8 protein-coding genes are annotated in these 14934 nt (G+C 41.6%); all 8 read right to left on the bottom strand.

The genetic code is table 11. The features are described from left to right. Window positions 1–2: 2 nt before the first annotated feature. Entirely contained in the window at window positions 3–2213 is a 2211-nt protein-coding gene (locus AC3KVK_RS17695) for a CHASE2 domain-containing protein (RefSeq protein ID WP_490310331.1), read from the bottom strand. Then, window positions 2214–6791 (bottom strand): PKD domain-containing protein, encoded by a 4578-nt coding sequence (locus tag AC3KVK_RS17690; RefSeq protein ID WP_490310332.1) that lies wholly within the window; start codon window positions 6789–6791, stop codon window positions 2214–2216. A 6-nt stretch (window positions 6792–6797) separates the two neighbouring features. Next, window positions 6798–8441, bottom strand: a complete 1644-nt coding sequence (locus AC3KVK_RS17685) for a FecR family protein (RefSeq protein ID WP_490310333.1) — start codon at window positions 8439–8441, stop codon at window positions 6798–6800. A 9-nt stretch (window positions 8442–8450) separates the two neighbouring features. After that, window positions 8451–9788 carry a tetratricopeptide repeat protein gene (locus AC3KVK_RS17680; protein ID WP_490310334.1) on the bottom strand — a complete coding sequence of 446 codons (1338 nt, stop codon included), beginning with the start codon at window positions 9786–9788 and terminating at the stop codon, window positions 8451–8453. Window positions 9789–9968: 180 nt separating this feature from the next. Further along, window positions 9969–11195, bottom strand: a complete 1227-nt coding sequence (locus tag AC3KVK_RS17675) for a threonine/serine exporter family protein (protein ID WP_490310335.1) — start codon at window positions 11193–11195, stop codon at window positions 9969–9971. Between the two features lie 150 nt (window positions 11196–11345). Further along, complete coding sequence (locus AC3KVK_RS17670; protein WP_490310336.1) at window positions 11346–12578, bottom strand: glycosyltransferase; 1233 nt, start codon at window positions 12576–12578, stop codon at window positions 11346–11348. A 34-nt stretch (window positions 12579–12612) separates the two neighbouring features. After that, window positions 12613–13626: a LacI family DNA-binding transcriptional regulator gene (locus AC3KVK_RS17665; protein WP_490310337.1), complete on the bottom strand. Its 1014-nt coding sequence runs from the start codon at window positions 13624–13626 to the stop codon at window positions 12613–12615. A 47-nt stretch (window positions 13627–13673) separates the two neighbouring features. Then, window positions 13674–14918: a TMEM143 family protein gene (locus AC3KVK_RS17660; RefSeq protein ID WP_490310338.1), complete on the bottom strand. Its 1245-nt coding sequence runs from the start codon at window positions 14916–14918 to the stop codon at window positions 13674–13676. Window positions 14919–14934: the final 16 nt, after the last annotated feature.

Raw genomic sequence — 14934 nt, 5'->3', positions numbered from 1 at the left:
GACTATTTACTTGTATGAGTAAATGAGCCATCCCAAGGCGAGGCGGGTGGATTGGTTTGGTAAAGTTGACACCGTTCAAGATAAATTTCGATTAGCTTGCTTGGCTGTGATTGATGTAAGGCACTGAATGCTTGGTGCGCAGTTAAAAATTGCATTTGCCAATATAAATTTAGGGCAGCTTCGTATTGGCTAGTTAACTCAGTTAACTGATTGTCGATGAGCTGGATTTCGCCGAGTGGTTCGAAAATGGTTACGGGTTTATCTTTACCTTTAACTTTGACTTTATCAATCGTGCGATACAAAAATTGTGGTGCGGCTAATTTAGTTGATTCGCTGACGATAATATCCACACCATAGACTTTGGTGATCCCTTCTAATCGAGAGCCTAAGTTTACAGTGTCACCCATTACCGTGTAAGCGATACGAAATTCACTGCCCATATTTCCAACACTCATTTCACCGCTGGCGATCCCAATCCCTACTTTGATTTCAGGCCAATCTTTTGCAGTAAACTCTTGGGTCAGTTTATCCATTTGCTGAATGATGTCCAAAGCAGCATAAATAGCATGTGCGGCATGCTTTTCATCGCTGATTGGCGCGCCCCAAAAAGCCATGACTGCATCGCCCATATATTTATCAATAGTACCTTTTTGCTGATGAATACTGTGAGTAATGGGGGTGAGAAATTCGTTCATTAAAATAGTCAGTTCTGTGGGCGTCATTTTTTCTGACATATTGGTAAAATTACGTACATCGGTAAACAACACACTCATGATTCGATTTTCACCAGCTAGTGACATTTCTGCTTGATTAGTATCAAAGTCAGTCACTAATTCATGAGGAATATATTGGCTGAATACTTTGGATAATCGGCGTTTATTTTTTTGTTCGACAAAGAAATTATAATTGAGATGTAAAAAGCCACAGATCAAAATAAAAAATAACGGAGTCGCGAGTGTTAATATTATATTTTGCCAATGCCAAAAATAGATATTAAGCAGAGTGTAAACGGTACTTAGGGTTATTAGAAACAGAGCTGCGCCCACAGACTGTAAGAATGGAAAAATGAAGGTCATCAATAGACCTAATACAAATAAACTAAGTAATTCAATGGCTAAACGATACCCAGGTGCGTGCTTAAAACGTTGCTCAAGTATTGCAGAAACAATGTTAGCGTGTACTTCAACACCGATATAGCTTTTTCCAACAGGGGTTGACCGTAAGTCAAGTAAACCGGAAGCGCTGGTGCCCAATAAAGCGATTTTATCATTAAGTTGGGAAGACGGCGCAGTGCGTGACAGTACATCGGTTGCAGAAACATAAGAAAAGCTTCCTTGCCTCCCCCTAAAAGGTACGTAAATAGAACCTGTTTGATCTACAGGAATAGGATAATTACCTAATTTAATATACTCAAGGGAGCGTCTTGTGGAGTGTTTATTCCCCGAAAGCTGAAACTCTATGGGAGGTAAGTTTAAACTCACCCGCGCTAACTCAAATGCGAGAGATGGATAGATACCGTCTTCAAAATATTGAATTAAAGGTACTTTTCTTAGGGTTTCATCATCTCGAATATAGTCAAAAAAACCGCCATAGCCACTCGCCTGTTGTAGAAGAGGTAAATTACCGGCATAGCCTGTGCCAAAGTACAGATCGGATTTTACAACACTCAACATGTCTAAGGGAGCCAACGGCATAGGCAATTCACCATTTTGCTGTGTATCGTAGATGCTATGTTTGAATACAAAACCCATGACTGCATCACGTGCTATTAGAGATTCACTGAATTTTTGATCATCATCTAAGTCTATGAGCAAATTTTGAAATTGTGTTTGGTTAATTACACCTAGGTTAAGCAAGTGTCGTAGTGTGTTAAGTGAATTGGCGGAGCCTGCTTCTGCGAATACAGCATCAAAGCCAATGCTTTTGATTTGATAATGGTCAAATAAAGTATTGATAAGGTTGGCGAGTTTATCTCTGGGCCAAGGCCATTGGCCTTGTTCGTTTAAGCTCTTTTCATCAATATCGATAATAATAACTTGTTTATCCATGGTTTGTTCCATGGTCATCAATAGTCGAAGATCATACAAATAATTTTCGACTTTTGTAATGATTGACCACTTTACATGACCACTTGTGTGGATAGCTAGCAGGACAAATACAACCGTCGAAATCACGACTCGGGAGAAATATTTTTTTACATTCTCTGCACTCACTTAGTTCATTCCAGCCTGTAATGAATTATCCATATTGGCTTGATGTTTGGGATCACGTTGGTACATCGGCCACGGACTGGTTGATAGAGACTGACCAGTAAGTAAAATGGCATATAATTTACCATCGGTAGACGTGACATACAGTGTGTTGTTGTAAAATACAGGGGCTGTTTTAATGGCTGCTGCTGTTTTAAACTTCCACTGTAGCGCGCCATCATTCGGATTTAAGCTATACACATATCCATCTTCAGCACCAAAAATGACAGAATTGATCACTTCGCCATCAGTTAACAGAATAGCTGAACTGGAAATCAAGCTAGTTATATTACTTTGCCAATTTAAGCTAGATCCTGCGTTGTTAAGAGTATATCTATAAAAATAACCATTTTGTGTGCCGAAATAGATATCATTATCATAGCCAATAACGATAGGGGTGACACTGCTATCAGCTAAAGGAATTTGAACAGTTTGCACAACAATTCCATCGACATTTTCGAAATAAGTCACCAGATCATTACTATCAATGAAATAGCCGGCAGAATCAGTCCCCAGTAGAGATATCCCTGAAGCGACCGGTGCGCTTGGAGACATGAAGGTAGAAGTTATTACCGGTGTGCTTGAAAGCTCAATTTGATTAATTACAGCTGTGCTTGCAGGATATATTAGTTGTGCATTTTCATTTACAACGCCAGGCAAGCCGGTTAAACCGGCAGAGAGCGTATCTGAAAAACTAACATCGCCTATTTGATCGGGAGTACCGCTTTCATCGGCAAGTAATACATAGGTATTATTGCCTGAAGATACATATACTTCACTGTTACTTGCAAGTGTAACAGGGTTTATGACTGGATCACTGGTTGCAAAAGTCCAAAGATTTGCTCCAGATGAGGATAATTTATAAACGGCCCCATCGCCAGCACCGACATAAATATTATCAGTATTATCTATCATCACAGAGCTTTTTACTGCGCCACCTGCGGTATAGCGCCAATTTTCAGTACCTGCAGGAGCGATAGAATAAATTTTATTCCCATCGTTGCCAAAAATGATGTTGCCATTGCTGTCTATTGCGGGTGAGGAGTGAATCGCTTGACTGGAATTAAATTGCCATGCAAGTACTGGGGCATAGACGATTACATCGACAGATGATTGAGCTATGGCACCATCGTCGTCAGTGGCGGTTAATTTGAAAGTCAGGACTTCACCGGAGCTATTCGCTGGAATAGTAACTTGCGTAGATGACGCGTTAATATTACTAATTGTTGCGCTGGTTCCGGCTGCTTGAGTCCAAAGGTAGCTTGAAATTGTCCCGTCGGAATCAGAGGCTGTGCCATTTAATGTGATGATCTGATTACCGATCGCTGTGGTATCAAGACCTGCACTCGCAGTGGGGTTTAAATTAGGGGGCATGATTGTCACTGTAACGGTGTCTGTACCGATTAAGCCCTGATCATCGGTCGCCTTCAGCTGTAATACAAGTATTTCATTTGATTGAACGATAGGAGAGTTAATCGTGGTGATGGCACTTGTAGGAGATGAAAAACTGACAGTTATATTGCCAGAAATTTGCGACCATTCATACGCATTGATTGAGCCATTATCAGATGCTGATCCTGCTAGACTGATTACACGCCCACCATGAATTGATTGATCCGGACCCGCATTGACTGTGGGTGGTGTATTTATGGCTACAACAAGGACTGTAGTATTGGCTGAAGCAGTTAATCCATCATCGTCAGTCACAGATAGCGTAAAGGTAAATGTAGTGTCTTGGCTCACATTTGGTGCGATAAAACTTGCATTAGCAGTGTTTGCACCACTTAAAGCGACGGTCGTACCCGATGTTTGTTGCCATAAATAGCTGCTAATCGTGCCATCTGTATCAGTTACCGTTGCGGATAAGCTGACACTTTGACTTGCATTCACAGTTTGAAAACTTGTTAAAGCTATGTCGGGCGCTTTATTCGGTGGCTCGACGGTGATGTCGACACTGGCTGAATGTGTCGCACCATCATCATCGGTTGCAGTGAGTGTAAAACTGAGCACTTGATTGGTGCTAACAATGGGGGCTGTAAAGCTGGTTGAAGCTTCGGTTGGGCTTGAAAGGGCCACAGAGGGGCCAGCTGTTTGTGCCCACAAGTAAGCGGTAATAGTGCCATCAGAGTCCGTTGCTTGACCGGACAAGATCACTGGCAATCCTGAATGGGTGATTTGATTTTCCCCAGCATCAACTTGCGGGGGAAGGTTAGATGGCTCAACGGTGATGTCGACACTGGCTGAATGTGTCGCGCCATCATCATCGGTTGCAGCGAGTGTAAAACTGAGTACTTGATTGGTGCTAACAATGGGGGCAGTAAAGCTGGTTGAAGCTTCTGTTGGACTTGAAAGGGCCACAGAGGGGCCAGCTGTTTGTGCCCACAAGTAAGCGGTAATAGTGCCATCAGAGTCAGTTGCTTGTCCGGACAAGATCACTGGCAATCCTGAATGGGTGACTTGATTTTCCCCAGCATCAACTTGCGGGGGAAGGTTGGGTGGCTCGACGGTGATGATGAGTGAGTCAGAAGTACTTGCACCTGTATTATCAGTGACGGTTAAGCTAAAAGATAACTGTACCTTTGTTGTGACGGTTGGGGCCGTAAAGTGTGTGGTAAGTGAATTTTTATTGGCTAAAGAAACAACCGTGCCAGTCGTTTGTGCCCAAATTATGGATACTATCTCACCATCTGAGTCAGATGCAGCGCCTTGTAAGTTCACTAATGAATTAGATTCAACAATTTGATCTTCGCCCGCAAAAACAGTTGGAGCTATGATAGGTTTTACGATGACAGAGACATCAGCACTACTTGTTGCCCCTTCATTATCTGTGACGTGTAAGTTAAAAGTTAAATCAGAGATCACACTGACTTTAGGGGCAATAATTTGTGTATTTAAAGATGAAGGTGAAGTTATTGACGCGGCAGGGCCGCTAATTTGTGACCAGACAGAGGAGGAAATGCTACCGTCACTATCTGATGCTTCACCTGTGAGTGTTGCTATTTTCTCAGAATATATAATCTGAGGTGAGCCTGCTGACACGTTTGGAGGAATATTTAAAGGGATAATTGTGATGGTAATATTTTTAGAGGCTGAATCAGCATCATCATCAGTTGCAGTGACCTCAAAACTGATAGGTGTTTTTGTAGTAACCTCAGGAGTGGTGAAGCGGATTGTCGCGCTATTGCTTCCAACTAATTCAACTTTAGGCCCCGCAGTTTGTTGCCACTGTATTTCGGATACACTGCCATCGCTATCTGTGATTGTCGCAGCAATTGAAGCTTGAGTTTGTTCATTGATTTCAAAGCTCTCAGGCAAGGTAATGATTGGGGCACGATTACGAGCTATGATTATTACTTCTACTGTAGCGCTAGACACTGCTCCCTGATCGTCAATGGCATTGACAAGCAAAAAAGCTTTCGAATTAGTCAGCACGTCTGGCGCAGTTAATGTTAGGGTTTCAGTGTGAGTATCTTGCAGCTCTAGTTCTGGCCCACTGGTTTGTGTCCAGTTAATGCTTTCTACTTGACCATCGGGATCTGATGCTGAAGCGGTAATACTTGCTGTCTTAAGTCCCTCAACTTCAAGGGGCTGAGAAACGGAAACAAGCGGAGACAAGTTGGTGATTTGCGGTTGTTGTAAAATCAGTTCATTGACTGTGATAGAGGGCGTTTGTGAAAAATTCTCACTGTTATTGTTTTTGAATCGGTTAATTTGTTCATTTAAGCTGATGTCCTGTGGTAAAGCTTGTTGCTCGCCGTACTTGTTTTCAAACTCAAGGGGGACTCCTTGGTACTGGCCATCAACAATACCATCAGAAAGATCGTGGATAATCGCCTCGATGATTGAAAAGTTTGGTTCGCCAAACCCGAGCTCTAAGGCATAGCGATTGACTAGATTTGCAAGACCCCCTAGTACTAAGGCGTACTGCATCTGAGTGGTTGTTGCAGTATCTGAAGGTGAAAGGGTATCGGCAGGAACCGTGTCGATAATATTAAAACCGAAAGCGGTTGCTGCATTGGTTTGGTTGAGTGTGAGAGTTTGTAAAAAGTTATTACTGGTGCTCTCAGCTTTTGTTTTTGCAATCAAAGCTGTTGAAGCGATCGTGATGGCAACAGATGTTTGATTAGGCAACAACACCGATGTTAGGCCTTGCTCGGGTGTGAAGTTGATTCTACGTTTAAGGGTAATATCTGGCTCTTGATCGGCTTCATCGATGTAACTGCCGCCAAAAGATTTAATTAATCGAGGGGTATCACTTGGTGGGATTGTAAGCGTAAATTCACCTAAGTCATTGGTGGTAGTTTCAAAAACAGGATTAGGATCGCTGATATTCCCACCTTCATCAAGGTTATATACTTTAATCACGGCGTTAATCAAAGCGCCTTTTGCAGCACTGCCGGATATGGTAGTTTCAGTCGCGATCGGCTGCAGAGCGGCCGGTAAGTCTTGAGAAGGACTTCCATCACCACACGCAGTGAGAAGGCCCGTGATGATAGTGATGACTGCTAATTTAAGTGAGGTTTTTAAGGTGTTATACCACATTAGCGCTTACCTATTTTTAAACTTAGGATTAGAGAAAATCACCGTACCCGACACTACGTCTTCAGCAGAAGGATTTTTCAAGCTATAAACAAGCCCTGCAGCGGACGGTAAATTGTCTGCTGTTCTACTTGAGCTAAAAAAGCCACTAAAATGACCACTTCCACCTGAAACAGCGTCAATTTCAACCTGATCATAACGGCCTGTAAATGCATTAAACCCATTACTGATCGAGCCCTGTCCTACAGCTCGCCAAACAAGTCCTCTTATCCCAATCAATAATTCGTTTGTAACGGATTGATTCGTAAAATCTGCGGAGAATGTTGCATTGCCTAATATCCCCCGATCGCCATGATTATTAGTTGGGTCTGTATTACCTATTAAACTATAGCTAACTTGACCTGTTTTGGTTAAAACAACACTGGGATCAAATGATTCATTGCTAAGCCAATGAATACTCTGTTGAGATAAATCTAAAGGTGAGCCGTTAATACTGGCTAAACCATTACTCCAACGACCCCAACGAAAGCCTGATGTTGCATCATAGCCAAGGTTTTTTTGTCTCGCTGAGCCAATTGTTAAAGCCGCGACTTGATCGGAGAGCAATGTATTAAATGCGATTAAGTTTCCGTTGTTATCAAATTGATTATCGTTAGCATCATTAATTGGTTGAGCAATTCCTAAATTGTTCAGAAGTTCAGAAGCGGCAATGACAGCTTGGCTTGATGCGACAATTTCTGGTGCTTGCCCATCATCAATTACTACATCGTCACCATTATCATCTTTTATCACTTTAGTAATGACAATATCACTTTTATCGGGCGTAACGGCGCTCGCAATGTCAGCATTTGATGTCGTGGTAGTATCAGTTGGTTTAGTGATTGGTGCAGACATTTGAAGCGCATTACTCACCGTCGCAATTTCAGTGATTAATGTTTCATCTGAAGATGAGCCATTATCAGCTTCAGCTTCTTCTTCATCTTTTGGTTTTTGCGTAGCGGTTGTTTCACCAAATAAGCTACTCGGTGGGCCAAGTAATTTGACAGGTGTTTTAAAGCGAGTTTCCACGAACCCAGATTCACTGGGATTGAGTAGTAGCTGGCCTACAGAATTATTGAGCACGATGGCACCTTGACTGACCCCAGCATAAAGACCATTTTTAATTGGTTGATTATTTTTGTGATCTAAAGATAAACAATCATCATCGCAATAAAGAATCGTATAATCGGTCCCTCTGATGCCAATGGTAGCAACCGCTGTTTTTACTTGATAACCCGATTTATCGGGTCCAGATGCAACTGCCCCAGTAATTGTTCTAAACCCTCCTTTTAGCAGACTCATAGAGCTTTTAGCTTGGGTTGTAGACACTTGGCTCTGGCCTGAAGAAGCGTATTGATACTCATCAATCGTTAATAGTGAGTTGGCTCTAATTGATACTCTTGCCCCATCAGACATAAGTAGTTGAGCGCGAGACTTATCCCCAGTAATTATCGTGTCACCTTCATGTATTGAGTCCCCTTTATTGGCTTTGATAGTTGTATTGTTCTTAATTTTTACATCACCAATAGCGAAGAGTATTTGCCCTGCGTTGGCGCTAACAAAATCAGAAAAACTAAGACAAAGCACTAAAAAAATGATAGTTGACTTATTCATGGACTATCCTTATTCAAAAATTTTTCGTACAGAAAGGCCAATTTCAGTACGTTGAAACTCGTACAAAGAAACGGTTGACTGATGGTTGGTAATAGACAACCGAGCAGTCATTTGCCACTGTTCGCCCATGAAATTTAGCCAAGTGAGTGCTGCAGAGCCGTTATAACGTTTGTCTTTGCGAACTTCGCCAAAAAAACCGGGCTCGGAATCATAATCTGTGTGGTAAGAAGCTAACTGAAAATTAGCCCTTAATGCGTTGGATAATGGGATCCGATAAAATAACCGCGCACTTACTTTATTATTTGAATATGGGCTGTCTGCTTGTTTGGTTTCATCTGTAGCGACGCCGATTGAAAACCCGACCAGTGAGTTGTTTCTGTTGGTTTTTGTTGAAGTGAGCCACAAAGCATAACTCATGGCATCTTGAACACTTAATTCATCAGCGTAAAGTTGTTCAGCGATACTTAAATGCAAATTAAAACTGACTGTTTGGCTGGCAGCATAGTCAATGCCGCTATGAAGCTCAAGGGAGCGTTGATTATAATGGCTGTCGATTAGTGTGGTGGTTCCTTTTAAAAAACCATAAGCAGAAAAAGGGTCGAATTTGTGATGGTATTGACCATCTAGGCTCAAGTATGTGAGATCGACATAAGTGGCGGAGGGATTGGCTCGATGTCCCGCATTCGCCGATGCGGCAAATCGAGATTGAGAAGTTAAAGGGTGTGAGTAATATGAACCTGCATTGATAGAAGCAAAAGAGGAAGCGGTCTCGATGTTTTTTTCGTCTAATTGAAATCCGTAAAATAAGTCTTGCTCTGTCGACGCATTTGCATTGGTGTCATAACCTAATGTGCCTTCTATCCATGCTGACAGGTGTGGAGTATATTTTTGAGCGTGTAGGTCAATATTAACTAAATATTGTTTGATGGCGCTTTGTGCTGGAGCGGGTGGGTTCTGCAACAGCAATAATTCAAAGTGATGACGGGCGCGCTCGTAATCGCCAGTAGTATAATACGCACGAGCTAATGCCATTCTGGCTCCTGAAAACATCGCATCCATATCAACCGCCCGTTGCAATATTTGAACTGCGATATTGGCGTGTTTGGATTCTAATGCAGCTAACCCAAGTAAGTAATCATATTGTTCATTCCCAGCATAGGTTAATTCATAAGGCAGTAGAAAATTATAAAGAGCCGAGAAATTATTTTGTTGAAGTAATTGATTAGCATGTCGCAAGAGGGCATGAATTGGTGCTTGAGCAGGTTGTTTAGCCCATAAAATATGTGGAATTATGAGAAACGACAAAGCAAAAAAAATGAATAACGGTCGTTGTTTTTTATTGTGCATAGATCAACCTTGTAATAATTAACCATTAAATGGTTCCTTGATAAGGCTAGTCTACAACGTAAAAAAAGGTATATTTCTAGTGTGGATTTTAGAAAAATTTATACGACAATCGAAATTTATCAGTGGGTTGAGTGGGTTAAAAGAGCAAGCCCTCTCATATTTAATGAGAGGGCTTGGGTATCATAAAATTTTCTTTGGCGGTAACGCGACGTTGGCGAAAATTAAACCGGCGATCAGTGACATCAAAATTAAAAATGTTTGTTGGCCTATGTGATCTGCACTGACAAAGTTTTGACCTGATATTAACGAATTTAAGCCAATATAAATCTTACTACCCGGGACAAGTACAATTAACCCCTGCATTGCCACAATAACAGCTGGCGCATTTGCGATACGTGTAAATAAATTACTATACACACCCACAGCAAATGCCCCTACAAATACGCCTAAGGCATAATCAAAGTAAATCGCACCCCACAAGCTTGCACCATAGGCAATGAAGCCTGCAGCTATCGACCAAACAATGTGTTTGGCTTTTGTTCTAAAAATTACAATTAGGCTAGAACATAAAATGGCAATAGCTAACCAAGCTGTCCATTTAGGGATCGGCTCAGGCTTAATAAATTCGACTTCTCCAAACGCAGCTAAACCAAATGCGACTCCTAAAAACGCACCAAAGTAGAGCTTAAATAGCAACATCATTGCATCCATCACTCGCGCAGTGCCAGACACTAAGTGCCGCGCAGATAACTCTGCAAGCCCTAAGGTAAGCGCTAAACCTGGAATAAACACAATAATAGAGGAGAGCACGACAAGCCGGATATTAATCGCTGGATCAATATATGCAGCCACAGTACAGGCGACAAACGCCGATACAATGGCCACTAACGGTTCGAGCATATGTGCCACTCGTTTAGAACGCGCCGACCATACAACAAACAGATACACTAACGTACCTATGATGGCTGACCAAAACACGTCGTTCCAGCTAGTGCCCATTAGCATCGCAAAAGCACCTGATGACATACTAAAAGCAACACCAATACTGACCTTATTGTGCGGGTTTGGCATTTGGTCAATTTCATCAAGTCGTTGATCTGCTTCTTTCAATGTCATCAAACCTTTTGACAGTTGATCAACTAACTCATCAGTACGAGACAAAGAGCCCAAATCAAGATCGCCTGGGTTAACTCGCGCAGCATGGGTGTATTCATCTTCATGGCCATCTGTCCAAATAACAAACGTGAGTGCAGTTGGGATGATAATAAATGATGCTTTAAGGCCTAAAAAAGTAGTCACATCAATTAGATGTGCTTCAAGGCGATAGGCGGGCGTACCATATTTATGGAGCATTTTGCCTAGTTTTACTATGAATTTTCTTTTTTCGGTAAATGTCGCAGTTTTCAACACGGGTTCCAGTCGAAGTTATAAGGTCTAAATTAAGTGTTCTGCCACTAAATTAGCTATAAAAGCTTAAAAAAATAGCAGAACAATTCTCGCTGCGGATTGTAGTGTGATTAATCCTGCTGTCCATGTTTATTTAAATTATTTTAAGATTTAACTCACTGTTTTCCTATTTTTTTCAGTGATCCATTGTGACATGTACTTAGTGCTCGCTAAAGTGTGGTGTTTAAGCATAGCCCCGAGGAAATTTTTATGGCGGTGCTCTGTGACATTCGCACTGATTTGTGCAATCCGTCGGATCAAATGATCACCAAGTGTTTCTGCTTGATAAAAGGTTGATAACACTTTATCACTACACAGTTGAGCATTTTCCCACTGGTTTACATCTTGGTACAGTGCGACTGCAGCCTGCGCAAAACTGACCGGATCATTTTCAATAGTCCCCCCCCAAGGAAGATCACCATGCATACCTTCTGCGCCAATTGACGTGGTTACACTGGGAGTGCCCATAATCATCGCATCAAGTAATTTACCTTTAATACCAGCACCAAAGCGAATCGGGGCGAGGCACACTCTGGCCTGTTCCATCACTTCATAGGCATCTTGTGCCCACCCTTTTATAAGGAACCCCGTTTTTGGATTATGCAAAGCCGTAGCCTTTGGTGGTGGGTAAGAGCCATAAATATGGAGCTCTGCATCGGGAAGTTGTTTTTTAATCAGCGGCCAGATCTGCTGTAAATACAACACGGCATCCCAATTTGGAGCATGACGGAAATTACCGATAGTCATAAAATGTTGCCTTTGCTCAAACGGCCGGGTTTGGGCTGGAACTTTCTCTGCGGCAACCATGAATGGTAAATGATGTAAAATTTGTGCTTCGACCTGAAAAACATCGTTAAGCAGCTGCATTTCAAAGCTTGAAATGATTAAGGATAGATCGCAGCGTAAAATCGCGGCAATTTCTCGTTTAGCGAGATCGCTGTGTAAGTCTGTAGTGGTAAAGGGTCGTTGTTTTTTATGTGCTTGCAATCGTGCATCACGTAAGCACTGCAAATCTTCAGTGTCTAAAATTTTAATTGCATCAGGGCAATATTTGTCCACACGCCAGCCAAACTGTTCTTCCATCATAAAACGATCGAACATCACAATATCTGGGTTTAATGTCGCGATATAATCATTAAAACTATCGCAGTTTAATTTTATTGCTTGTTGAGTGATGCCCTCATCAACGAGTTGAACCATATGCTCAGTTTGCTGCGCGGGGGAAGCAAATTCAACTAGCCAATTTTGCTGTTTAAACAATTTTAGCAAAGACATCATATGGTATCCTGCTGCGGATGAGTTTGGCTCTGGCCAAACATAGCCAATAACAAGCACTTTTTTCATAGTATTTGATTCATTCATTATAAGTGTAAAGTTCTTAACCCGAAGCTCGAACTTTTAAATTCACATCAACTAAGGTCCGAACAGGCGGCTGGGTCCCTTGTAGAATTTCAGTTAAAACTTGGCAAGTTCGTTTACCAATCTCATCGGCATCGATACGAACGGTAGTCAGCGCAGGGCTCATTAAACTCGAATCAGCTAAGTCATCGAATCCAACAATTTTTATTTGTTCACCTACATTGATCTGGCTCGCTTTTAGGCTTTCAATTGCGCCATAAGCAATGACATCACTAAAACACACGACACCTTGTAAATCAGGGTGTTGTTTAAGCAGTGTTTTCATTGCTTCACGGCCTCCTTGACGATTAGTGGGGGCTTGAAGCACAGGGCAGTGGTTTACATCAATATTGGCATGTTTGATTGCACTATGAAACCCGGCTAGGCGCTGATGAAAATCAGAGATATCATCAGTACCCCCTAAAAAGGCAAGTTTTGTTAATCCTTGGCTAAGCAGGTGATTAGTTGCTTGGTGACTGCCTTTTTGATTATCAGGCAAAACACATGGCGCATTCGAGTAGGGGACTTCACGCATAATATTAATGACGGGTAAACCAGAACTGATTAATTGATCAACCCAATTGGTTTCAGTGCCAGGAGCCGGACACATAATGATTGCTGCAACATTATATTCGCGTAAGGTTCGCACAATGTCTTTTTGTCGTTGGTAGTTTTCATCACTATTTATCAGCATGGGCAACATACCAAGTTGATGTAAATGATGTTCTAGGCCAACCGCCAATTGGGCAGAATAAGGGTTGGTTAAGTCATTAATTAATACACCGACAATTTTCGAACGCTTGCTGCGTAATGATGCAGCTTCGCGGTTGTAGACATATCCTAATTTCTCAATGGCGGCGATGACCTTTTGTTTGGTTTTATCAGATGTTTTGTCGCTATCGGTTAAAACCAATGAAACTGTGGACTTTGAGACGCCCGCTTCATGGGCAACATCAAAAATAGTTATGTTTTGTTTAATAGGAGTTTCAGCCATGCTTAGGGGAATGTTGACTTAAAAACGCATAATAACGGATCCGTAGGTTAAAATTCAAATACCTTGTCCCATTGCGTATCGAGAATACGATTCGCTTGGCTTATAGGAAAAGCGTAAAAGAGATCAGCTTGTTGTGTGATTAACCCTAGTCGGGTGAGTTTATTAAGTGCGTCGTCAATTTCAAAATCAATTTCGATCCCTGTTTTTTGTGCAAGCCAAGTTTCAATTTTTTGATCGATTTGTTGCGCGCTCATGCTTTTATTTGCATCAACCAGCACGGTATAAGCTAGGAGTGCCTCTTTGAACTCTTCATCTTGGGCATTATCCAGTAGGTGATGAAAGACCCCTGCATTGTTATCTAAATTTTTTACATACAAGTTATCGGCGAGCGCTTTCATAAACTTTATTTTACGGTTTTTAAATTTACCCCATTCTTTAAAGATAAAACTACCGAAAATGGCACTGCCAATCCCTAAAGCGATCAGCTGTTGCTGGTTTAAAGTAACGGGCTTATCTGATAATCCAAACCAATACGATAGTAAAGCAAATAGCAAGATGATCGAGGCACCCAATTTTGTAATTAATACAATGGCCCCTCCAATAATGGCCGAACCACCAATGACGACTTTATCGATGGGCCGCATTCTTACTTCTGAATTAGGGAATAACATCTCTAAATCAGCTTTTGGTACATTTTGGAACAGTTTTATTATGGTAGCACCCGGTTCAAAACCGAGTAATGTTCGCTTGGAATCGGCAAAATAGGCTTCATCCTTGAATTGGATATACACAGCAACCCGATCATAGTTGGTAAATTTCAGTGTTTGTTTACGCAGCCCCCACCAGGTGCGAATGGTTTCTGTTTTTTGCTGTTCACCACGACGATAAAAGACCACATGAGCAAAATCATCAAAGTTCACTTCCAAGCGCACCTTAAATAAACTTTCTTCGTTAAGTGCCTGAGTTAAATCATTTGCAGTAATTTGTTCAAAATTAGCCTTAGTTAAGACTTCAGTAAAAGCGTGATTAAAAAGTGTTTGCGCTGTTTCTCGCTGTTGTGGTGTTAACGGGTGTAAGTCGCGGGTATCTTTATTTGGGTCAAAAGGGGCGTAATTTTCTTTTAGTGTGTTGAGTAACTGATAATGCTCATAGTGGAGTGTGTGTTCTAACATCGAACAAAATGCAGTGAAGTCATGCAGATGTTCTGTTGGCAGACAATCTTGGCAAAGGGATTTGATATCTGATTTTGTCAGAGGAATAAAGTTCTCGCGTCCGTTTACTTGTATTGTCATTTTAACTAACTGATTA

The organism is Pseudoalteromonas sp. J2K-J979 (genome assembly GCF_058169715.2).
This window is presented reverse-complemented; position numbering and strand designations above follow the sequence as displayed.

Coding starts and splice junctions, on each gene's coding strand:
- AC3KVK_RS17690 (WP_490310332.1), bottom strand. CDS start 6,791: ATGTGGTATAACACCTTAAAAACCTCACTTAAATTAGCAGTCATCACT.
- AC3KVK_RS17670 (WP_490310336.1), bottom strand. CDS start 12,578: ATGAAAAAAGTGCTTGTTATTGGCTATGTTTGGCCAGAGCCAAACTCA.
- AC3KVK_RS17680 (WP_490310334.1), bottom strand. CDS start 9,788: ATGCACAATAAAAAACAACGACCGTTATTCATTTTTTTTGCTTTGTCG.
- AC3KVK_RS17665 (WP_490310337.1), bottom strand. CDS start 13,626: ATGGCTGAAACTCCTATTAAACAAAACATAACTATTTTTGATGTTGCC.
- AC3KVK_RS17685 (WP_490310333.1), bottom strand. CDS start 8,441: ATGAATAAGTCAACTATCATTTTTTTAGTGCTTTGTCTTAGTTTTTCT.
- AC3KVK_RS17660 (WP_490310338.1), bottom strand. CDS start 14,918: ATGACAATACAAGTAAACGGACGCGAGAACTTTATTCCTCTGACAAAA.